A 21794-nucleotide genomic window follows, 5' to 3' on the forward strand; every position below is an offset into this window, starting at 1 on the left:
GCGTCACGAAGGCGACAAAAAAGGCGCCGCCGGTGATCCGGACGGCGCCTGGGCGCGGGGCAGGGCGGGTATCAGCCCTGCATGACCGCGGCCATCGCGGCGGCCACCGCCTTCAGGTTGCCCGGGTTCAGGGCGGCCACGCAGATGCGGCCGGAGTCCACGCCGTAGATGCCGAATTCACCGCGCAGGCGCTGCATCTGGGCCGCGTTCAGGCCGGAGTAGCTGAACATGCCCTTCTGGCGGGTCACGAAGCTCAGGTCGTCCGCGACGCCGGCAGCCTTCAGCTCGGCCACCACGGCCTCGCGCATGGCGCGGATGCGGGTGCGCATGCCGGTGAGCTCGTCCTCCCACAGCTGGCGCAGGGCGGGGGTGGACAGCACGGTTGCGACGACCTGGGCGCCGTGCGTGGGCGGGTTGCTGTAGTTGGTGCGGATGACGATCTTGAGCTGGCTCAGCACGCGCGAGGCCTCCTCGCTGCTGGCGCACACCACGCTCAGGGCGCCCACGCGCTCACCGTAGAGCGAGAAGCTCTTGGAGAAGCTGGTGGAGACGAAGAAGTCCAGGCCGGCGGCCAGGAACTGCTGGATCACGGCGCCGTCCTCGGCGATGCCTTCGCCGAAGCCCTGGTAGGCCATGTCGAGGAAGGGCACGAGGCCGCGCGCCTTCACCACCTCGACCACCTTCGCCCACTGCTCGGGCGTCAGGTCGTAGCCGGTGGGGTTGTGGCAGCAGGCGTGCAGCACGACCACGGTGCCGGCCTCGGCGGCCTGCAGGTCCGCCAGCATGGCGTCGGCCTTGATGCCGCGGTGCTCGGCGTCGTAGTAGCTGTAGGTGCCGACCTGGAAGCCGGCGTTGGTGAACAGCGCGCGGTGGTTCTCCCAGCTCGGGTCGGAGATCAGCACGCGGGCATTCGGGTTCAGTCGCTTGAGGAAGTCGGCGCCGATCTTCAGGCCGCCGGTGCCGCCCAGGGCCTGCACGGTGGCGACGCGCTTGCCCGTCACGACCTCGGCACCCGCACCGAAGACCAGGCCTTGCACGGCGAGATCGTAGGCGGCGATGCCGTCGATGGGCAGGTAGCCGCGCGCCTTGGGCGCCTCGAGCATCTGGCGCTCGGCCTCGGCCACGCAGCGCAGCAGGGGCAGCTTGCCGTTCTCGTCGTAGTACACGCCGACGCCGAGGTTCACCTTCTTCGGGTTGGTGTCGGCATTGAATTGCTCATTCAGACCCAGGATGGGGTCGCGGGGGGCCATTTCGACGGCGGCGAACAAGGACATGGGGCTTTCCTGACAGGACGGTGGCATGAGGCTCGCGGGTGCTTCGCTGCGAGCGAGAGCGGTCTGCGCTACGCTGTCGGGTTCGAGGCGTAGCGAGACCCTGGAATTCTAGGGGGCTGCGGCGCCCAATCTCAGGGAATCCCCGATGTCCAGCACCGCCATTGCCCCCGAAGCCACCGAGGAAAACGACGACGCCCCCAAGGGTGAGTTCGTCACATTCGAAGGCTCTCCGTTCCAGCTCTTCCAGCCTTTCCCGCCGGGAGGGGACCAGCCGACGGCCATCGCCCAACTGGTGGAGGGCATCGAGGATGGCCTGAGCTACCAGACCCTGCTTGGGGTGACAGGGTCCGGCAAGACCTTCACCATGGCCAACGTGATCGCCCGCCTGGGGCGCCCGGCCATCGTGTTTGCCCACAACAAGACGCTGGCCGCGCAGCTGTACAGCGAGATGCGGGAGTTCTTCCCGAAGAACGCCGTCGAGTACTTCGTCAGCTACTACGACTACTACCAGCCCGAGGCCTACGTCCCGCAGCGCGACCTCTTCATCGAGAAGGACAGCGCGATCAACGAGCAGATCGAGCAGCTGCGCCTCTCCTGCACCAAGAGCCTGCTGGAGCGGCGCGACGTGGTCATCGTGGCCTCCGTGTCCGCCATCTACGGCATCGGCAACCCGAGCGACTACCACCAGATGGTCATGACGCTGCGGGTGGGCGACACGATGGGCCAGCGGGACGTGATCGCGCAGCTCATCCGCATGCAGTACCAGCGCAACGACACCGAATTCCAGCGCGGGCACTTCCGCGTGCGGGGCGACACCATCGACGTCTTCCCGGCGGAGCACTCGGAGCTGGCGCTGCGCATCGAGCTCTTCGACGACGAGGTCGAGACGCTGCAGCTCTTCGATCCGCTCACCGGGCAGATCCGCCAGAAGATCCCGCGCTTCACCGTCTATCCCTCCAGCCATTACGTGACGCCGCGCGAGCGGGTGCTGGCGGCCGTGGACACCATCAAGGAGGAGCTGCGCGAGCGGGTGGGGCAGTTCGTGGCGGACGGCAAGCTCGTCGAGGCGCAGCGCATCGAGCAGCGCACGCGCTTCGACCTGGAGATGCTCACCGAGGTCGGGCACTGCAAGGGCATCGAGAACTACACCCGCCACCTCTCCGGGGCGCAGCCCGGCGATCCGCCGCCCACGCTGGTCGACTACCTGCCCAGCGATGCGCTCATGTTCATCGACGAGAGCCATGTGACGATCAGCCAGTTCGGCGCCATGTACAACGGCGACCGGGCCCGCAAGACGACGCTGGTCGAGTTCGGCTTCCGCCTGCCCTCGGCGCTGGACAACCGGCCGCTGAAGTTCGAGGAGTTCGAGCGCAAGATGCGCCAGGCCGTCTTCGTGTCGGCGACCCCGGCCGACTACGAGAAGCGGCATGCCGGCCAGGTGGTCGAGCAGGTGGTGCGCCCGACGGGCCTGGTCGACCCCCTGGTGGAAGTGCGGCCAGCCACGCACCAGGTCGACGACGTGCTGCAGGAGATCCGCGACCGCACCGACATCGGCGAGCGGGTGCTGATCACGACGCTGACCAAGCGCATGGCGGAGCAGCTCACCGACTACCTCAGCGACAACGGCGTCAAGGTGCGCTACATGCACTCGGACGTCGACACCGTCGAGCGGGTGGAGATCCTGCGGGACCTGCGCCTGGGCGCCTTCGACGTGCTGGTGGGCATCAACCTGCTGCGGGAGGGGCTGGACATTCCGGAGGTCTCGCTCGTGGCCATTCTGGATGCCGACAAGGAAGGCTTCCTGCGTTCGGAGCGCAGCCTGATCCAGACCATCGGCCGCGCGGCGCGCAATCTCAACGGCAAGGCCATCCTCTACGCCGATCGCATCACCGATTCCATGCGCCGCGCCATCGACGAAACCGAGCGGCGCCGTGCCAAGCAGATCGCCTTCAACACGGAGCACGGCATCGTGCCGCGCGGCGTGCGCAAGCGCATCCGTGACCTCATCGACGGGGTCTACTCCGACAAGGGTGGCCGTGACGACCAGAAGCTGGGCGTGGTGGACGAGCTGGAGGAGCTGACCGAGAAGGACCTCAGCAAGCGCATCACCCAGCTCGAGAAGCAGATGCTGGAGCACGCCCGCAACCTGGAGTTCGAGAAGGCGGCCCGGGTGCGCGACCAGCTGGCGCAGCTGCGCGAGCAGGTGTTCGGGGCCGCGGCGCACGACAACGTCATCGCGATCGACACGGGCCGCAAGTGAGCCGGCCGCAGCTGCGGGTGCTGATGGTCTGCACGGGCAATATCTGCCGGTCCCCGACCGCGGAGGGCGTCCTGCGCCATCACCTGGCAGCGCTCGGTCTGGCCGAGCATGTGCGGGTTGATTCGGCGGGCATCCAGGGCTGGCATGCGGGGGAGGCGCCCGACGCGCGCAGTCAGGCCCACGCCAGACGGCGGGGCTACGATCTGTCCGACCAGCAGGCGCGGGCCGTGCGGGCCCTTGACTTTGCCGAGGCCGACCTCATCTTGGCCATGGATGCCGGTCATCTCGCGGCACTCCGCGAGCGCTGTCCGCCACAGGAACGCCACAAGCTCGCGCTGCTGCTGGACCACGCGCCAGCGCACATCGGGCGGGACGTGCCGGACCCGTACTACGGCGGTGCGGCCGGCTTCGAGGAGGTCCTGGACCTGATCGAGGCGGCCTGCCGTCCGCTGGCGGCCACGCTGGCCGAACGGCTGTCACAGATGCGCCAGGGCTGAGGCCGGGCCGGCTCAAGGCCTTTCGCCAACGGGGTTTTTCTGCTGCGCTGCAGCGAGGAACCGGCGGACCTTTAGATAATTGAGTAAAATGCTCGGGCATAGCCCAGGGTTAACCCAGGACCGTCCGCCATTCCCGGCGGGTCCTGCCTGGCGTTCCGAGCCGGCTCATGGCCGTCAGGCCGAAGGAGAGTTGCATGCGTCTTACCACCAAAGGTCGTTTCGCCGTGACCGCGATGATTGACTTGGCCCTGCGTGAAAACAGCGGGCCGGTCGCCTTGGCGGCGATCAGTCAGCGCCAGCAGATTTCCCTGTCCTACCTGGAGCAGCTGTTCGGCAAGCTGCGCCGGCATGAGCTCGTGGAAAGCACCCGCGGACCCGGCGGCGGCTATTCGCTGGGCCGCAAGTCGGATGCCATCACCGTGGCGGACATCATCGTCGCCGTGGACGAACCCATCGACGCCACCGGTTGCGGTGGCAAGGAAAACTGCATGGGCGAGGAAGCCGGGCGCTGCATCACGCATGAGCTCTGGACCAGCCTCAACGCCAAGATGATCGAGTACCTGGATTCCGTGTCGCTGCGCAAGCTGGTCGACGACCAGCTGGCCAAGGGCATCACCATCGAGGAGGCGCCCATCAAACGGGCGATCTCCTCGACCCCGGTGGTCAAGCCCATCCGCATCACGGCGCCCAATTCGGTCTTCGCCCTCGGCAACAGCGCCCTGACCAAGTAAACGACGAAGCAGACGTGAAGTCTGCCCGCCGGCCTCCCAGAACCATTCACAAGCTCGCCAGCCCCCGTCGCCAGCACCGCACCATGGACATGACCCCGCATTTCCCCATCTACCTGGATTACGGCGCGACCACCCCGGTCGACCCTCGCGTCGTGGACGCCATGATCCCCTGGCTGCGAGAGCATTTCGGCAATGCCGCTTCGCGCAGCCATGCCTGGGGCTGGGAGGCGGAAGCCGCCAACGAGAAGGCGCGTGAGCAGGTGGCGGCGCTGATCGGCGCGGACCCGCGCGAGATCGTCTGGACCTCCGGCGCGACGGAGTCCAACAACCTCGCCATCAAGGGCGCGGCCCACTTCTACCAGACCCGTGGCAAGCACATCGTCACGGTGAAGACCGAGCACAAGGCTGTGCTGGATGTCTGCCGCGAGCTCGAACGCCAGGGCTTCGAGGTGACCTACCTCGACGTGAAGGCCGACGGCCTCGTGGACCTCGATGCCTTCAAGGCCGCGCTGCGCCCGGACACCATCCTGGCCTCGGTCATGTTCGTGAACAACGAGATCGGCGTGATCCAGGACATCCCGGCCCTCGGCGCGCTGTGCCGCGAGCGCGGCATCATCTTCCACGTCGATGCCGCCCAGGCCACCGGCAAGGTGGACATCGACCTGGCCACGCTGCCCGTCGATCTCATGAGCCTCGCCTCGCACAAGACCTACGGCCCCAAGGGCATTGGCGCGCTGTATGTGCGCCGCAAGCCCCGCATCCGCATCGAGGCGCAGATGCACGGTGGCGGCCATGAGCGCGGCATGCGCTCGGGTACGCTGCCCACGCACCAGATCGTCGGCATGGGCGAGGCCTTCCGGATCGCCAAGGAAGAGATGGGCGCCGAGCGGGAGCGCATCCGTGGCCTGCAGCAGCGCCTGCTCAAGGGCCTGTCGGACGTCGAGCAGGTCTTCGTGAACGGCGACCTCGAGCGCCGCGTGCCCCACAACCTGAACATGTCCTTCAATTTCGTCGAGGGTGAGTCCCTGATCATGGGCATCAAGGGCCTGGCCGTGTCCTCGGGCTCGGCCTGCACTTCGGCCAGCCTTGAGCCGAGCTACGTGCTGCGTGCCCTCGGCCGCAGCGACGAGCTTGCCCATTCCTCCCTGCGCATGACCTTCGGCCGCTTCACGACCGAGGAAGACATCGACTTCGCGATCAGCACGATCCGCCAGAACGTGGCCAAGCTGCGCGAACTCTCCCCTCTCTGGGAGATGTACCAGGACGGCGTGGACCTCAGCACCATCCAGTGGGCTGCCCACTGAGGCCGGCCCAGGCACAGCCCAGACATTACAGATCGTTGGAGATTCATCATGGCATACAGCGAAAAGGTCGTTGACCACTACGAAAACCCCCGCAACGTCGGCTCCTTCGAGAAGGGCGATGACACCGTCGGCACCGGCATGGTCGGCGCTCCGGCCTGCGGCGACGTCATGAAGCTGCAGATCAAGGTCAACCCCGCCACCGGGCTGATCGAGGACGCCAAGTTCAAGACCTATGGCTGCGGCTCGGCCATCGCCTCCAGCTCGCTGGTGACCGAGTGGGTCAAGGGCAAGAGCCTGGATCAGGCCCTGGCGATCAAGAACACGCAGATCGCCGAGGAACTGGCCCTGCCGCCCGTGAAGATCCACTGCTCCATCCTCGCCGAGGACGCCATCAAGGCCGCCGTGGACGACTACCGCGCCAAGCACGACAACTGATCGAGGACGCATTCCCATGGCAGTCACCCTGACCGAAGCCGCTGCGCGCCATGTGACCCGCTACATCTCGAAGCGGGGCAAGGGCGTGGGCGTGCGCCTGGGCGTCAAGACCACCGGTTGCTCGGGCTTGGCCTACAAGCTGGAATACGCCGACGAGATCGCACCCGAGGACGTGATCTTCGAAGGCCACGGCGTCAAGGTGCTGGTGGATCCGAAGAGCCTGCCCTACCTGGACGGCACGGAGCTGGACTTCGTCCGCGAAGGCCTCAACGAAGGCTTCAGGTTCCGCAATCCGCGCGAGAAGGATCGCTGCGGCTGCGGCGAATCGTTCCGGGTGTGAGCGTCCCGGCGGGCGAGGAGGGCGCGGGGAGTCTCGCGCCTTTTGCACTTCTTGAGCCCGACGCCAGCACGATGCGGGCAAGCCCGACGACCCCAATGCAAGGATGGATGGCATGAATCTCGCAGACGACGATTTCGCGCTCTTCGGCCTGACGGCGCGGTATGCGCAGTCGCGCGAGGACATCGAGGCCCGCTGGAAGGCGCTGGCGGCGCAGGTCCATCCCGACCGCTTCGCCAGCGAGGGCGCACCGGCGCAGCGCCGCGCCATGCAATGGGCCTTGCGCGTGAACGAGGCGCACCAGCGTCTGCGGGATCCGCTCAAGCGGGCTGCCTACCTTTGCGAGCTGCGCGGCGCCCCGCTCCAGGAGCACGACAACACCCGCATGCCGGCCGCCTTCCTGATCGAGCAGATGGCCTGGCGCGAGGCGCTTGACGAGGCCGGCACGCTGGACGCCGTGCAGGCGCTGGACGACGAGGTGGCCGCCCGCGAGCAGGCCTTGCTGTCCGAGGCCGGTCGCCTGCTGGATGAGGCCGGTGATGCCGAGGCTGCCGCCCAGTGCGTGCGTGCCCTGATGTTCGTGGCCCGTTTTCGCAGCGACATCGACCGCCGCCTCGAGGCGCTGGAACAATACTGAGTTCAGCGCGCACAATCCGCCGCTGTCCAAGAACAAGAACACCCCTGATTTTCCCGACGACCCATGGCTCTGCTGCAGATCTCCGAACCCGGCGCCTCGCCCAATCCGCACGAGCGTCGCATCGCCGTGGGCATCGACCTCGGCACGACGCATTCGCTCGTGGCGGCCGTCCGCCACGGGGTCGCGGAATGCCTGCCGGATGGGGAAGGGCGTGTGATCCTGCCCTCGGCCGTGCGCTATCTGGAAGGTGGCCGCCGGCAGATCGGCGCGGAGGCGCTGGCCGCGCAGGCGGACGATCCGCTCAACACCGTCGTCTCGGTCAAGCGTTTCATGGGGCGGCGCGTCCAGGATGTGCAGGGGCGCGAAAAACTGCCCTACCAGTTCGAGGACACGCCGGGCATGCTGAGCCTGGTCACCCGCGAGGGGCTCAAGACCCCGGTCGAGGTGTCCGCCGAGATCCTCGCCACGTTGCGTTTCCGTGCGGAAGACACCTTTGTCGATGACCTCTTCGGCGCCGTGATCACGGTGCCGGCCTATTTCGACGACGCCCAGCGCCAGGCGACCAAGGATGCCGCGCAGCTGGCCGGCCTCAAGGTGCTGCGCCTCATCAATGAGCCGACGGCCGCGGCCATCGCCTACGGCCTGGACAATGGCGCCGAGGGGCTCTATGCCGTCTATGACCTGGGCGGCGGCACCTTCGATATCTCGCTGCTGCGCCTGACGCGCGGCGTGTTCGAGGTGGTCGCCACGGGCGGCGACGCGGCGCTGGGGGGCGATGACTTCGACCACGCGCTTGCCGACTGGGCGCTCGCGCAGGCCGGACTGACGCTCAGCAGTGCGCATGACAAGCGGGCCGTGCTCGTGGCAGCGCGTGCCGCCAAGGAGGCCTTGTCGAGCCACGAGACCGTGCGGCTGCAGTCGGCCCTGGATGCCGGCGCCCTGGACGTGCCCGTGACCCGCGAGCAGTTCCAGGCGCTCACCAAGCCGCTGGTCGACCGCACCCTGACGGCCGTCCGCCGCGTGCTGCGCGACGCCCGCGTGAAGGCCGACGAGGTCCAGGGCACCGTGATGGTCGGCGGCTCCACCCGCATGCCGGCCGTGCGCGCGGCGGTGAGCCAGCTCTTCGGGCGCGAGGTGCTCACCAATCTGAATCCCGACGAGGTCGTGGCGCTGGGGGCGGCCGTTCAGGCCAACCAGCTGGCCGGCAACTCGTCCGACGGAGAGATCCTGCTGCTGGACGTGATCCCGCTGTCCCTGGGTCTGGAGACCATGGGCGGTCTCGTGGAGCGCGTGATCGAGCGCAACGCCACCATTCCCATCGCCAAGGCTCAGGACTTCACGACCTTCAAGGACGGGCAGACGGCCATGGCCATCCATGTGCTGCAGGGCGAGCGCGAACTGGTGAGCGAATGCCGCTCGCTGGCGCGCTTCGAGCTGAGGGGCATCCCGCCCATGGTCGCCGGTGCGGCGCGCATCCGCGTCAGCTTCCAGGTGGATGCCGACGGCCTGCTGAGCGTCTCGGCCCGCGAGCTGGGCTCGGGCGTCGAGGCTGCCGTGCAGGTCAAGCCGAGCTACGGCCTCGGGGACGAGCAGATCGCCCAGATGCTCAAGGACGGCTTTGCCAGCGCGGAGGCTGACATGCAGGCCCGCAGCCTGCGCGAAGCCCGTGTGGAAGCCGAGCGCATGCACCTGGCGACCCTCTCGGCGCTCGCCGCGGACGGGGATCTGCTCAGCACGCATGAGCGCGCGGAGATCGACGCCCTGCTGTCGGCCCTGCAGGCACTGGCTGCCGGCGACGAGGCGGCCGCCATCAATGACGGCGTGGAGCGCCTCGCCAAGGGCACCGAGGCCTTTGCCGCGGCGCGCATGAACCGCGGCATCCAGCAGGTGCTCGCCGGGCGCAACATCGACCAGATGTGAGCCCGAGGCCTGCCCGCTGCCCTCGCCCCTGAACCGAACATCGAAAGCCCGCCATGCCCATCATCAAGATTCTGCCCCACGCCGAGTACTGCCCCGACGGGGCGGAACTGAAGGCTCCCGCCGGCACCAGCATCTGCGAGGCCCTGCTGGACAACGGCATCGCCATCGAGCATGCCTGCGACCAGGTCTGCGCCTGCACCACCTGCCACGTGGTCGTGCGTGAAGGCTTCGCCTCGCTCTCCGAGATGGAGGAAGGCGAGGAGGACATGCTGGACCGCGCCTGGGGTCTGGAGCCGAATTCGCGCCTGTCCTGTCAGGCCATCCTTGGCCAGAAGGACGTGCTGGTGGAGATTCCCAAGTACTCCATCAACCACGCCAAGGAAAAGCACTGACCATGCGCGTCCTGGGCTTCGAATCGTCCTGTGACGAGACCGGCGTCGCCTTGGTCGAGCTGCCGGCGCCGGGCGAGACCGGCGTGCCGCGCCTGCTGGCGCAGGCCCTGCACAGCCAGATCAGCATGCACCAGGCCTATGGCGGCGTGGTGCCGGAGCTGGCCTCGCGGGACCATATCCGGCGCGTGCTCCCCTTGAGCCGCGAGGTGCTCTCGCAGGCGCAGTTGGGGCTCCAGGACATCGACGTCATCGCCTATACCGAGGGGCCAGGTCTTGCCGGGGCGCTGCTGGTCGGTGCTGGCGTGGCGGTGTCGCTGGCGGCGGCGCTGGGCAAGCCGGCGGTGGGCGTGCACCACCTGGAAGGGCATCTGCTGTCGCCCTTCCTCTCTGCCGATCCGCCGGAGTTTCCCTTCGTGGCGCTGCTGGTGTCCGGCGGGCACACGCAGCTCATGCGGGTTGACGAGGTCGGCCAGTACGAGATCCTCGGCGAGACCATCGATGACGCGGCCGGCGAGGCCTTCGACAAGAGCGCCAAGCTGCTGGGCCTGCCTTATCCGGGCGGCCCGCACCTCTCGAAGCTGGCGGAGCAGGGCAGGGCGGATGCCTTCGAGCTGCCGCGTCCGCTGCTGCACAGCGGCAAGCCGGACTTCAGCTTTGCCGGCCTCAAGACGGCCGTGCTCACGCAGTTGAAGAAGCTGGGCGAAGCCCCGACCGAGACGCAGCGAGCCGACCTGGCCGCCAGCACGCAGGCGGCCATTGTCGAGGTGCTCGTCAAGAAGTCCCTGATGGCGCTGAAGGACACGGGCCTCAAGCGCCTCGTTGTGGCGGGCGGCGTGGGCGCGAATGCCTCGCTGCGAGCCCAGCTGAATGCGGCCTGCGCCAAGCGTGGCGTGCGTGTGCATTACCCCGAGCTGAGTCTGTGCACCGACAACGGCGCCATGATCGCCATGGCCGCCGCCATGCGGCTGCAGCGCGGCATGGCCCGCCTGAGCCACGCCGGCGGCTTTGGTGTCCGGCCTCGCTGGGACCTGTCCGCGGCCTGAGCCGACGCTCAGTTCACCGTCAGGCGCGCGCCGCCCTTGGCCACGCGCTTGGCGAGCGTGAGGATGAGCACCCCGTGCTCCATCCGGGCGCTGGACTCCGCCTCGTTGATCTCCTGCGGCAGACTGAAGGTGCGGGAGAAGCGGGCGACGGATCGCTCACGGTACAGCACGCGCTCCCCGTCCTTCTTCTCTTCCGTCTGGGCCTGTTCGGCCTCGATGCCGATGCGGCGTCCCTCCACGGTGATCTTCACGGCCTCCTTGGGCACGCCGGGCATGTCCAGCTTCACGGTGTAGGCGTGGTCGGTCTCGGTGACGTCCAGGGCCGGGCTGCGCAGGGCCTGCGCCACGTCGCGGGCGTCCGAGCCGAAGGCGTTGCCGAAGCTGTCGTCGAACAGACGCTCCAGGCTGCGCGAGAGGTCATGGGCTTGGCGGCTGGTAGGAACGAGGAACATAGGGCCTCCTTGTGGCTGATTCCAATGGTCGGGGACTTCCCCTTGCAGCCCACTTAGGCCCGACGCCAGGGCTTTCAAGACCCGCCGACCATGACGTCGGTCCTTTTCCTGCATTGGCGCACAAAGGCCTGTGGAGCCCCTTGAAATGCACGGAATTGGCAGCAGATGCATGGATTCCGCCTGGCTTCGGCCAGCGCGGCAGGGGGAGGATTTCGGTGCCCTGGCGAACTGCGCTATACTCCGATGGTTTCGCGTCTCGTGTCCTGCTTTCGTCTACGGAAGTGAGGCAGGCGGCGCGGGATTCAGAGCACGGCACGGGTAGGTTTCACCTGTGTCCGCAAGTCGAAAACCGGAAACCGTCTGCGTGGGATCATGAATCACCTGCCAGCGGCTTCCCATTGAAGGAACGCATCATGGCAGTCGCCGATCTGAACAAGGCCGATATCGTCAAGGCCAACGCACGCAGCGCCAACGACACGGGCTCCCCCGAAGTCCAAGTGGCCCTGCTGACCGCACGCATCAACGAGCTGACCCCCCACTTCAAGACCCACGCCAAGGACCATCACGGCCGCCGCGGTCTGCTGAAGATGGTCAACCAGCGCAAGAGCCTGCTGGCCTACCTGAAGAACAAGGATCTGGCCCGCTACACGGCCCTGATCCAGAAGCTGGGCCTGCGCAAGTAATTCGCCCATGACGCCAAAGAGCCTGTCTGGACTTCCAAGCCAGCACAGGCTCTTTGTTTTTGTTGTTCGCTACTGGAGTCGAGCTGACGTGGCGGATGTGTCATTCCAAGGCGGTTTGCGGGCTTGAGGCCCGACGCAAATCGCCCTGGAATGGCATCGCGCCAGACCCAGCCCCACTCCCGGTTCTCCAGCGCGCCGCAAGCGCTGTTTCGCAATCGAGGAGATGCAGATGAGCATGTTCAACAAGGTCACCAAGACGTTCCAGTGGGGCCCCCATTCCGTCACGATGGAGACCGGCGAGATCGCTCGCCAGTCCACCGGCGCCGTGCTGGTGAACATCGAGGACACCGTGGTGCTGGCCACCGTCGTGGCCAAGAACGAACCCAAGCCCGGCCAGGACTTCTTCCCCCTGACCGTCGACTACATCGAGAAGACCTACGCCGCCGGCAAGATCCCCGGCAGCTTCTTCAAGCGTGAAGGCCGCCCCAGCGAGCTGGAGACCCTGACCAGCCGCCTGATCGACCGCCCGATCCGCCCGCTGTTCCCGGAAGGCTTCTTCAACGAAGTCCAGGTCGTCGTGCACGTCGTGTCGCTGAATCCTGAAGTCCAGGCCGACATCGCCGCCATGATCGCCACCAGCGCCGCGCTGGCTGTCTCCGGCATCCCCTTCAACGGCCCCATCGGTGCCGCCCGCGTGGGCTACATCAATGGCGAGTACGTGCTGAACCCGGGCAAGACCCAGCTGACCGAGTCCAAGATGGACCTGGTCGTGGCCGGCACCGAAGCTGCCGTGCTGATGGTCGAGTCCGAAGCTGACCAGCTGAGCGAAGACATCATGCTGGGCGCCGTGGTCTACGGCCACCAGCAAGGCCAGGTCGCCATCAATGCGATCCACGAGCTGGTGAAGGAAGCCGGCAAGCCCGTGTGGAACTGGGCCGCTCCCGCCAAGGACGAGCCTTTCATCGCCAAGGTCACCGGCCTGGCCGAGGAAGCCCTGCGCGCCGCCTACCAGATCCGCTCCAAGCAGGCCCGCACCCAGGCCTGCCGCGAGGCCTATGCCAAGGTCAAGGAAGCCCTGACCGCTGAAGGCGTGGCTTTCGACGGCGTCGAGGTCGACGGCCTGCTGTTCGAGATCGAAGCGCGCATCGTGCGCAGCCAGATCCTGGCCGGCGAGCCCCGCATCGACGGCCGCGACACCCGCACCGTGCGCCCCATCGAGATCCGTTCCGGCGTGCTGCCGCGCGCTCACGGCTCCTCGCTGTTCACCCGTGGCGAGACGCAGGCCCTGGTCGCCGCCACCCTGGGCACCGAGCGTGACTCCCAGACCATCGACGCCCTGGCTGGCGAGTACAGCGAACGCTTCATGCTGCACTACAACATGCCCCCGTTCGCCACCGGCGAAACGGGCCGCGTGGGCAGCCCCAAGCGTCGCGAGATCGGCCACGGCCGTCTGGCCAAGCGCGCCCTGGTGGCCGTGCTGCCGACCAAGGAAGAGTTCCCGTACTCCATCCGCGTGGTCTCCGAGATCACCGAGTCCAACGGCTCGTCCTCGATGGCTTCCGTCTGCGGCGGCTGCCTGTCGCTCATGGACGCCGGCGTGCCCCTGAAGGCCCACGTGGCCGGCATCGCCATGGGTCTGATCAAGGACGGCAACCGCTTCGCCGTGCTGACCGACATCCTGGGTGACGAAGATCACCTGGGCGACATGGACTTCAAGGTGGCCGGCACGACCGGTGGCATCACCGCCCTGCAGATGGACATCAAGATCCAGGGCATCACCAAGGAGATCATGCAGGTCGCGCTGGCTCAGGCCAAGGAAGCCCGCCTGCACATCCTGGGTGCCATGGTCGACGCCGTCGGTGGCGCCAAGACCGAGGTGTCGCAGTTCGCGCCGCGCCTCTACACCATGAAGATCAACCCCGAGAAGATCCGTGACGTGATCGGCAAGGGCGGCGCCACCATCCGTGCGCTGACCGAAGAGACCGGCACCCAGATCGACATCGGCGAAGACGGCACCATCACGATCGCCTCGACGGACGCCGACAAGGCCGCCGCCGCCAAGAAGCGCATCGAAGAGATCACCGCCGAAGTGGAAGTGGGCAAGGTCTACGAAGGTCCGATCACCAAGATCCTGGACTTCGGCGCCCTCGTGAACCTGCTGCCCGGCAAGGACGGCCTGCTGCACATCAGCCAGATCGCTCACCAGCGCGTCGAGAAGGTCACGGACTTCCTGAAGGAAGGCCAAGTGGTCAAGGTCAAGGTGCTGGAGACCGACGAGAAGGGCCGCATCAAGCTGTCGATGAAGGCCCTGATCGACCGCGACGCCGCTCCGGCTGCCCCGGCTGAAGAGCCGGCTGCCGAGTAAGCGTCCAGCGGACGTCGTCACGCCTTGACGGAGCACAGCGGCATGCGCGCCATTGCCATCTCGCAGCCTGGCGGACCGGAGGTCCTCCAGCTGCAGACCCTGCCCGAGCCCACGGCCGGGGCAGGGGAGTGCGTCATTGCGGTGGAGGCCTATGGCATCAACCGCCCTGACGTGCTGCAGCGCAAGGGGGCGTATCCGCCGCCTGCGGGCGCGAGCCCGCTGCCGGGCCTCGAGGTCGCCGGCCGCATCGTCAACGGCGACGCAGCAGCTCTGGCCGCTGCGGGCCTGCGTGTGGGCGATGCCGTCTGCGCGCTGGTGGCCGGCGGTGGCTATGCCGAACGCTGTGTCGCGCCGGTCGGGCAATGCCTGCCGGTGCCGGAAGGCTGGACCATGGCCGAGGCCGCGAGCCTGCCGGAGACCTGCTTCACCGTGTGGAGCAATGTCTTCGAGCGTGCTGCACTGCAGTCGGGCGAGAGCATTCTCATCCATGGCGGCAGCAGCGGCATCGGCGTCACGGCCGTGCAGCTGGCCAAGGCCTTCGGGGCCCGCGTCCTGGTGACGGTGGGCAGCGCGGCCAAGGCCGAAGCCTGCCGGCGGCTGGGGGCGGATGTCGCCATCAACTACCGCGAGCAGGACTTCGTCGCGGAAGTGAAGGCGGCCACGCAGGGCCGCGGTGTCGACGTCATCCTGGACATGGTGGCGGGCGACTACGTGGCCCGCGGCGTGCAGTGCCTGGCCGACGATGGCCGCATGGTCATCATCGCGGTGCAGGGCGGGGTCAAGGCCGAGTTCGATGCGGGTCAGGTCTTGCGTAGGCGGCTGACCATCAGCGGTTCGACGCTGCGACCGCGCTCGCTCGAGTTCAAGGCCGGCATCGCGCGGGCGCTGCGCGAGAAGGTGTGGCCGCTGCTGGCCTCGCGCCGGATCGCGCCGGTCATTTATCAACAACTGCCTGCCGACCAGGCGGCCCAGGCGCACGCCCTGATGGAATCGGGTGAGCACGTGGGCAAGATCGTCCTGGTCTGGTGAGTTTCACGAGGTTTTTCATGCGCAAGAAGCTGGTCGTCGGAAACTGGAAGATGCATGGCAACCGGGCCTCGAATGCCCTGCTGCTGAGCGGTCTGAAGGAAGCCGGCCCCTGGACGGCCGATGTGGCTGTGTGCGTGCCGTTCCCCTACATCACCGAGACGTCGCTGGCCCTGACGGGTACGCAGATCGCCTACGGTTCGCAGGATTGCTCGGCGCACGAGCAGGGCGCCTACACGGGCGAGGTGTCGTCGGCCATGCTGGCGGACCTGGGTTGCCGCTTCGCCATCGTCGGTCACTCGGAGCGTCGCGCCTACCACCAGGAAAGCGACCAGCTGGTGGCTGACAAGGCCAAGGCGGCGCTGGCCCACGGCGTCACGCCCATCGTCTGCGTCGGTGAGACGCTCGCGGAGCGCGAGGCCGGCCAGACCGAGCACGTCGTGAAGCGCCAGCTCGCGGCCGTGATCCACACGCTGACGCACTGCATCGGCGAGATCGTGCTGGCCTACGAGCCGGTGTGGGCCATCGGTACCGGCCTGACGGCCACGCCCGAGCAGGCACAGGCCGTGCACGCCGTGCTGCGTCAGCAGCTGCGGGCGGCCACGCAGAAGGCGGATGCCATGCGCATCCTCTACGGCGGCAGCGTCAAGCCCGACAATGCCGCGCTGCTGTTCTCGCAGCCTGACATCGATGGCGGCCTGATCGGCGGCGCCGCCCTGAAGGCGGCGGATTTCTCGGCCATCTGCCGCGCTGCGGCCTGAAGCGGCCGCTTCCTGTGATGTGAGACCTCGGTGCCGGCCCCGACACGGCGGGCACCTGACACGAATTCGATTTGGAGAGTGGAATGCAAGTCCTGATGAACCTGATCCTCGTGGTCCAGCTGCTGAGCGCGCTGGCCATGATCGGCCTGGTGCTGGTGCAGCACGGCAAGGGCGCCGACATGGGCGCCTCCTTCGGCAGCGGTGCCTCCGGCAGCCTGTTCGGCGCCACCGGCAGTGCCAACTTCCTGTCGCGCACGACGGCCGTCTGCGCGACGCTGTTCTTTGTCTGCACGCTGGGTCTGGCCTATTTCGGCAGCCACCGTGATGCTGGCGCCCCGAAGGAAAGCCTGCTGGAACGTGCCGCTCCGGCCAGCGCGCCGGCACCGGCCGCCTCGGGCGCCGCCGCCATTCCCGAGGCTCCCGTGGCCGCTCAGCCGGCCGTATCGGCCGCCAGCCGCTGAGCTGAATGACCCTTCCTGACAGGCGGCGAGGCAAGACCTGCCCCCGCCTTGTCAACCGCAATCGGAAAGACTGTCTCAGATCAACCCGGTTGCACCGTAAAAATCCTTCGGTTTTCTCTGAGTGCGATTTTTTTCGGTATAGAATACGAGGCTGTCTGGAACGCAATTCCTCACGCTACCAGACAGCAAAAACCGCCGACGTGGTGAAATTGGTAGACACGCTATCTTGAGGGGGTAGTGGCGAAAGCTGTGCGAGTTCGAGTCTCGCCGTCGGCACCAAATTCCTCAATCGAGGTCGTGAGTTAACATCCTTCGGGCCGGAGCCCGGCGATGTGCAAGCGATCCTGGTTGAAGCGCCCTGTAGCAGGCAAAGTCGAAAGACCGATCCTGCTGAGGGACAAGCCGGGCGCGGTCCGTGAGCGACATCTTGTCGCCAGCGGCGCGCCCGTTGCTTTTGTCGACTCTGTCGATGGTCTGCCGGCCTGGAGGCTGCGGTCATCGGCGCAACCGAGAGCAAAGCTGTGAGTCTGGAACAGTACCTCCCCGTCATCCTCTTCATTCTGGTCGGCGCAGTGGTGGGTATAGCGCCCCAGATCCTGGGCTACCTCCTCGGACCCAACCGGCCGGATCAGGCCAAGAACTCCCCTTACGAATGCGGCTTCGAGGCCTTTGAAGACGCGCGCATGAAGTTCGATGTGCGCTACTACCTCGTCGCCATTCTCTTCATCCTGTTCGACCTGGAAATCGCGTTCCTGTTCCCGTGGGCGGTGACCCTGCGTGAAATCGGCGCGACAGGTTTCTGGGCGATGATGGTTTTCCTCGGCATCCTCGTCGTGGGCTTTGCCTACGAGTGGAAAAAGGGTGCCCTGGACTGGGAGTGACCTTTTGCCCCTCGTTCAGCGCACGGCGCTGAACGGTCCCCCGTGGGGACGCCAGCCGCCGGCTGGCAGTCGGGCCGGCTTGGGGCGGTCCGGTGCTCGGCCCGTTCGGGTAGACAGATTGGAAGCGTGCTATGGGTATTGAAGGCGTTTTGAAGGAAGGCTTCGTCACCACCTCGGTGGACAAGCTGATCAACTGGTCCAAGACCGGTTCTCTGTGGCCCATGACCTTCGGTCTGGCGTGCTGTGCGGTGGAGATGATGCACGCCGGCGCGGCGCGCTACGACATCGACCGCTTCGGCATGCTGTTCCGTCCCAGCCCCCGCCAGTCCGATCTGATGATCGTGGCCGGCACGCTGTGCAACAAGATGGCGCCCGCCCTGCGCAAGGTCTACGACCAGATGGCCGAGCCTCGCTGGGTCCTGTCGATGGGCTCGTGCGCCAATGGCGGCGGCTACTACCACTACAGCTATTCCGTCGTGCGCGGCTGCGACCGCATCGTGCCGGTCGACGTCTACGTGCCGGGCTGTCCGCCCACCGCCGAGGCGCTGCTGTACGGCATCCTGCAGCTGCAGGCCAAGATCCGCCGCGAAAACACCATCGCACGCTGAAGAGGGCAGGGCTCCATGACCATGAAACTCGACACCCTGCAGGCCACCCTCGAGAAGGTGCTGGGCGAGCAGATCCTCGACCTGAAGCGCGAGCTGGGTGAAATCACCATTCGCGTGGCGCCCGAGCACTACGCGGCCGTCGCCAAGACCCTGCGTGATCACTCCGAGCTGCGCTTCGAGCAGCTGATCGACCTGTGCGGCGTGGACTACAGCACCTACGGCGAAGGCGCCTACGACGGTCTGCGCTTCGGCGTGGTGTCGCATCTGCTGTCCGTCGCCAAGAACTGGCGCCTGCGCCTGAAGGTGCTGGCCGCCAACGACGACTTCCCCTGCGTCGCCGCGCTGACCCCGATCTGGAATTCCGCCAACTGGTTCGAGCGTGAAGCCTTCGACATGTACGGGATCATCTTCGAGGGCCACGAGGACCTGCGCCGCATCCTGACCGACTACGGCTTCATCGGCCACCCGATGCGCAAGGACTTCCCGACCACCGGGCACGTCGAGATGCGCTATGACGCCGAGCAGAAGCGCGTCATCTACCAGCCGGTGACCATCGAGCCGCGTGAGATCACGCCGCGCGTGATCCGTGAAGACAACTACGGCGGGATCTAATCCAAATGGCCGACATCAAGAACTACACCCTCAACTTCGGTCCTCAACACCCGGCCGCGCACGGTGTGCTGCGCCTGGTGCTGGAACTCGACGGTGAAGTGATCCAGCGCGCCGATCCGCACATCGGCCTGCTGCACCGGGCCACCGAGAAGCTGGCCGAGAGCAAGACCTACATCCAGTCGCTGCCCTACATGGACCGCCTCGACTACGTGTCGATGATGGCCAACGAGCACGCCTACTGCCTCGCCATCGAGAAGATGCTGGGCATCGAGGTGCCGGAGCGCGCGCAGTACATCCGCGTGATGTTCGCCGAGCTGACCCGCATCCTGAACCACCTGCTCTGGCTGGGCTGCCACGGCCTGGACTGCGGTGCGATGAACATCCTCATCTACTGCTTCCGCGAGCGTGAGGACATCTTCGACATGTACGAAGCGGTGTCGGGTGCGCGCATGCACGCGGCCTACTTCCGTCCGGGCGGCGTCTACCGCGACCTGCCGGACACCATGCCGCAGTACAAGGTCTCCAAGATCAAGAACGCCAAGACGATCGCCGAGCTGAACAAGAACCGCCAGGGTTCGCTGCTCGACTTCATCGAGGACTTCTGCAAGCGCTTCCCCAAGAACGTCGACGACTACGAGACCCTGCTGACCGACAACCGGATCTGGAAGCAGCGGACCGTGGGCATCGGCGTGGTGACGCCCGAACGCGCCCTGAACATGGGCTTCACCGGCGCCATGCTGCGCGGCTCGGGCATCCCCTGGGACCTGCGCAAGAGCCAGCCCTACGACGTCTACGCCAAGATGGACTTCGACATCCCGGTGGGCACGAACGGCGACACCTATGACCGCTACGTCGTGCGCGTCGAGGAAATGCGCCAGTCCTGCCGCATCGTCGAGCAGTGCGTGAAGTGGCTGCGTGCCAACCCCGGTCCTGTCATCACGGACAACCACAAGGTCGCGCCGCCTTCCCGCGTGGACATGAAGTCCTCGATGGAAGAGCTGATTCACCACTTCAAGCTCTTCACCGAAGGCTTCCGCGTGCCGGAGGGCGAGGCCTACGCCGCCGTCGAGCATCCGAAGGGCGAGTTCGGCATCTACATCGTCAGCGACGGCGCCAACAAGCCCTATCGCCTGAAGATCCGCGCCCCGGGCTTCGCCCACCTGGCCGGCCTGGACGAAATGTCCCGCGGCCACATGATTGCCGACGCCGTCGCCGTGATCGGCACCATGGACATCGTTTTCGGTGAGATTGACCGATGAGCAGCACTCCCTACCAGCTCAGCGACGCCACCCGCGCTCGCTTTGACCGCGAGGTCGCCAAGTACCCGGCCGAGCAGCGCCAGTCCGCCGTGATGGCCTGCCTGTCCATCGTGCAGCAGGAGCAGGGCCACGTGTCCCGCGAGAGCGAGGACGCGATCGCCGCCTACCTGGGCATGCCCGCCATCGCGGTGTACGAGGTCACGACCTTCTACAACATGTACAACCAGCGTCCGGTCGGCAAGTTCAAGCTGAACGTCTGCACCAACCTGCCGTGCCAGCTGCGCGACGGCCAGAAGGCGCTGGACCATCTGCTGAACAAGCTGGGTGTGGAAGACGGCGGCACGACGGCCGACGGCCTGTTCACCGTGCAGAAGTGCGAGTGCCTGGGCGCCTGCGCCGACGCGCCGGTGATGCTGGTGAACGATCGCCAGATGTGCAGCTTCATGAGCCATGAGCGCCTCGACGACCTCGTCGACACGCTGAAGGCCCACGCCAAGAACTGAGGGCAAGCATGCTGGATCTCTCCAAGTTTCAAAGCAAGGGCGTCGAGACCTGCTTCCATGACCGCCACATCGGTCCGCAGATCTATGCCGACCTGAACGGCAGCAACTGGTCGATCAAGGACTACGAGGCCCGTGGCGGCTACGCAGCGCTGCGCAAGATCCTGGGCAAGGACGGCGGTGAAGGCCTGACCCCCGACCAGGTCATCGCCGAAGTCAAGACCTCCGGCCTGCGCGGCCGCGGCGGCGCTGGCTTCCCGACCGGCCTGAAGTGGAGCTTCATGCCCCGCCAGTTCCCGGGCCAGAAGTACCTCGTCTGCAACTCGGACGAAGGCGAGCCGGGCACCTGCAAGGACCGCGACATCCTCATGTACAACCCGCACATCGTCATCGAAGGGATGGCGATCGCGGCGTATGCCATGGGCATCAAGGTCGGCTACAACTACATCCACGGCGAGATCTTCGAGGTCTACGAGCGCTTCGAGGCGGCCCTGGAAGAGGCCCGCGCGGCCGGCCTGCTGGGTGACAACATCCTCGGCTCCGGCTTCTCGTTCCAGCTGCACGCCCACCACGGTTTCGGTGCCTACATCTGCGGTGAAGAGACCGCGCTGCTGGAATCGCTGGAAGGCAAGAAGGGCCAGCCCCGCTTCAAGCCGCCGTTCCCGGCGAGCTTCGGCCTGTACGGCAAGCCCACGACCATCAACAACACCGAGACCTTCGCGGCGGTGCCCTGGATCATCCGCAACGGTGGCCAGCCCTACCTCGAGATCGGCAAGCCCAACAACGGCGGGACCAAGATCTTCTCGGTCTCGGGGGACGTCAACAAGCCCGGCAACTACGAGATTCCGCTGGGCACGCCCTTCGAGAAGCTGCTGGAGCTCGCCGGTGGCGTGCGCACCGGCCGCAAGCTCAAGGCCGTGATCCCGGGCGGCTCGTCCTCCCCGGTGCTGCCGGCCGACGTGATGATGCAGTGCACGATGGACTATGACTCCATCGCCAAGGCCGGCTCCATGCTGGGCTCGGGCGCCGTCATCGTGATGGACGACACGCGCGACATGGTGACGAGCCTGCTGCGTCTGTCCTACTTCTATGCCCACGAGTCCTGCGGCCAGTGCACGCCCTGTCGCGAGGGCACGGGCTGGATGCACCGTGTGATCGAGCGCATCGACCACGGCCAGGGCCGCATGGAAGACATCGACCTGCTGAACTCGGTCGCCGACAACATCCAGGGCCGCACCATCTGCGCCCTGGGCGACGCCGCCGCCATGCCGGTGCGCGCCATGATCAAGCACTTCAAGCACGAGTTCGTGCAGAAGATCGAACAGGCACAACAGGCCGGCGCCAAAGCCGCCTGAA

General features: G+C 66.7%; 23 protein-coding genes and 1 tRNA gene. 22 read left to right on the forward strand and 2 right to left on the reverse strand.

The genetic code is table 11. From position 1 onward, the window contains the following. Positions 1–71: 71 nt before the first annotated feature. Positions 72–1274, reverse strand: coding sequence for an amino acid aminotransferase (locus QRD43_RS16135; RefSeq protein ID WP_285983520.1), 1203 nt, complete (start codon positions 1272–1274; stop codon positions 72–74). 145 nt (positions 1275–1419) lie between these two features. On the opposite strand from QRD43_RS16135, the gene uvrB reads away from it, so the two are divergent. From uvrB to tsaD, 10 genes are all read left to right on the forward strand, one after another. Further along, on the forward strand, positions 1420–3534 hold the full coding sequence (gene uvrB, locus QRD43_RS16140; protein WP_285983521.1) for an excinuclease ABC subunit UvrB: 2115 nt from the start codon (positions 1420–1422) through the stop codon (positions 3532–3534). A gap of 23 nt (positions 3535–3557) precedes the next feature. Next, a complete protein-coding gene (locus QRD43_RS16145) occupies positions 3558–4031 on the forward strand; it encodes a low molecular weight protein-tyrosine-phosphatase (protein WP_285983645.1) in 474 nt (157 codons plus the stop codon). 194 nt (positions 4032–4225) lie between these two features. Continuing rightward, entirely contained in the window at positions 4226–4762 is a 537-nt protein-coding gene (locus QRD43_RS16150) for a Fe-S cluster assembly transcription factor (RefSeq protein ID WP_285983522.1), read from the forward strand. An 83-nt stretch (positions 4763–4845) separates the two neighbouring features. Next, positions 4846–6066 carry an IscS subfamily cysteine desulfurase gene (locus QRD43_RS16155; protein WP_285983523.1) on the forward strand — a complete coding sequence of 407 codons (1221 nt, stop codon included), beginning with the start codon at positions 4846–4848 and terminating at the stop codon, positions 6064–6066. A 48-nt stretch (positions 6067–6114) separates the two neighbouring features. Continuing rightward, complete coding sequence (iscU, locus tag QRD43_RS16160) at positions 6115–6501, forward strand: Fe-S cluster assembly scaffold IscU (RefSeq protein ID WP_285983524.1); 387 nt, start codon at positions 6115–6117, stop codon at positions 6499–6501. 16 nt (positions 6502–6517) lie between these two features. After that, complete coding sequence (gene iscA, locus QRD43_RS16165; protein ID WP_285983525.1) at positions 6518–6841, forward strand: iron-sulfur cluster assembly protein IscA; 324 nt, start codon at positions 6518–6520, stop codon at positions 6839–6841. Positions 6842–6953: 112 nt separating this feature from the next. After that, positions 6954–7475: a Fe-S protein assembly co-chaperone HscB gene (gene hscB / locus QRD43_RS16170; RefSeq protein ID WP_285983526.1), complete on the forward strand. Its 522-nt coding sequence runs from the start codon at positions 6954–6956 to the stop codon at positions 7473–7475. Between the two features lie 63 nt (positions 7476–7538). After that, entirely contained in the window at positions 7539–9395 is a 1857-nt protein-coding gene (gene hscA, locus QRD43_RS16175) for a Fe-S protein assembly chaperone HscA (protein WP_285983527.1), read from the forward strand. A 53-nt stretch (positions 9396–9448) separates the two neighbouring features. Then, on the forward strand, positions 9449–9787 hold the full coding sequence (fdx, locus tag QRD43_RS16180; protein ID WP_285983528.1) for an ISC system 2Fe-2S type ferredoxin: 339 nt from the start codon (positions 9449–9451) through the stop codon (positions 9785–9787). A 2-nt stretch (positions 9788–9789) separates the two neighbouring features. Further along, positions 9790–10830 (forward strand): tRNA (adenosine(37)-N6)-threonylcarbamoyltransferase complex transferase subunit TsaD, encoded by a 1041-nt coding sequence (gene tsaD, locus QRD43_RS16185; RefSeq protein WP_285983529.1) that lies wholly within the window; start codon positions 9790–9792, stop codon positions 10828–10830. Positions 10831–10838: 8 nt separating this feature from the next. Here the strand turns inward: tsaD and QRD43_RS16190 are convergent, their stop codons facing one another. Continuing rightward, positions 10839–11282, reverse strand: a complete 444-nt coding sequence (locus QRD43_RS16190) for an Hsp20/alpha crystallin family protein (protein WP_285983530.1) — start codon at positions 11280–11282, stop codon at positions 10839–10841. A 413-nt stretch (positions 11283–11695) separates the two neighbouring features. Between QRD43_RS16190 and rpsO the strand changes: the two genes are divergently transcribed. From rpsO to nuoF, 12 genes are all read left to right on the forward strand, one after another. After that, positions 11696–11965 (forward strand): 30S ribosomal protein S15, encoded by a 270-nt coding sequence (gene rpsO, locus QRD43_RS16195; protein ID WP_285983531.1) that lies wholly within the window; start codon positions 11696–11698, stop codon positions 11963–11965. A 229-nt stretch (positions 11966–12194) separates the two neighbouring features. Next, positions 12195–14330, forward strand: a complete 2136-nt coding sequence (gene pnp / locus QRD43_RS16200; RefSeq protein WP_285983532.1) for a polyribonucleotide nucleotidyltransferase — start codon at positions 12195–12197, stop codon at positions 14328–14330. A gap of 42 nt (positions 14331–14372) precedes the next feature. Further along, a complete protein-coding gene (locus QRD43_RS16205; protein WP_285983533.1) occupies positions 14373–15359 on the forward strand; it encodes an NAD(P)H-quinone oxidoreductase in 987 nt (328 codons plus the stop codon). Positions 15360–15376: 17 nt separating this feature from the next. After that, on the forward strand, positions 15377–16117 hold the full coding sequence (tpiA, locus tag QRD43_RS16210; RefSeq protein WP_285983534.1) for a triose-phosphate isomerase: 741 nt from the start codon (positions 15377–15379) through the stop codon (positions 16115–16117). An 83-nt stretch (positions 16118–16200) separates the two neighbouring features. Beyond that, on the forward strand, positions 16201–16578 hold the full coding sequence (gene secG / locus QRD43_RS16215; protein ID WP_285983535.1) for a preprotein translocase subunit SecG: 378 nt from the start codon (positions 16201–16203) through the stop codon (positions 16576–16578). Positions 16579–16772: 194 nt separating this feature from the next. Beyond that, a tRNA-Leu gene (locus tag QRD43_RS16220) sits at positions 16773–16857 on the forward strand. Positions 16858–17099: 242 nt separating this feature from the next. After that, complete coding sequence (locus QRD43_RS16225) at positions 17100–17459, forward strand: NADH-quinone oxidoreductase subunit A (protein WP_183104601.1); 360 nt, start codon at positions 17100–17102, stop codon at positions 17457–17459. A gap of 131 nt (positions 17460–17590) precedes the next feature. Next, positions 17591–18067, forward strand: a complete 477-nt coding sequence (locus tag QRD43_RS16230; RefSeq protein WP_046113908.1) for a NuoB/complex I 20 kDa subunit family protein — start codon at positions 17591–17593, stop codon at positions 18065–18067. 15 nt (positions 18068–18082) lie between these two features. After that, positions 18083–18679, forward strand: a complete 597-nt coding sequence (locus QRD43_RS16235; protein WP_285983536.1) for an NADH-quinone oxidoreductase subunit C — start codon at positions 18083–18085, stop codon at positions 18677–18679. A 5-nt stretch (positions 18680–18684) separates the two neighbouring features. Further along, positions 18685–19938 (forward strand): NADH-quinone oxidoreductase subunit D, encoded by a 1254-nt coding sequence (locus tag QRD43_RS16240; protein ID WP_285983537.1) that lies wholly within the window; start codon positions 18685–18687, stop codon positions 19936–19938. Next, complete coding sequence (gene nuoE, locus QRD43_RS16245; RefSeq protein ID WP_285983538.1) at positions 19935–20441, forward strand: NADH-quinone oxidoreductase subunit NuoE; 507 nt, start codon at positions 19935–19937, stop codon at positions 20439–20441. Before QRD43_RS16240 ends, nuoE begins: the two co-directional genes overlap by 4 nt. Positions 20442–20449: 8 nt before the next feature. After that, positions 20450–21793, forward strand: coding sequence for an NADH-quinone oxidoreductase subunit NuoF (nuoF, locus tag QRD43_RS16250; RefSeq protein WP_285983539.1), 1344 nt, complete (start codon positions 20450–20452; stop codon positions 21791–21793). The last annotated feature ends 1 nt before the right edge of the window (position 21794 follow it).

It is taken from the genome of Roseateles subflavus (genome assembly GCF_030285365.1).
Taxonomy (GTDB): Bacteria; Pseudomonadota; Gammaproteobacteria; order Burkholderiales; family Burkholderiaceae_C; genus Roseateles_B; species Roseateles_B subflavus.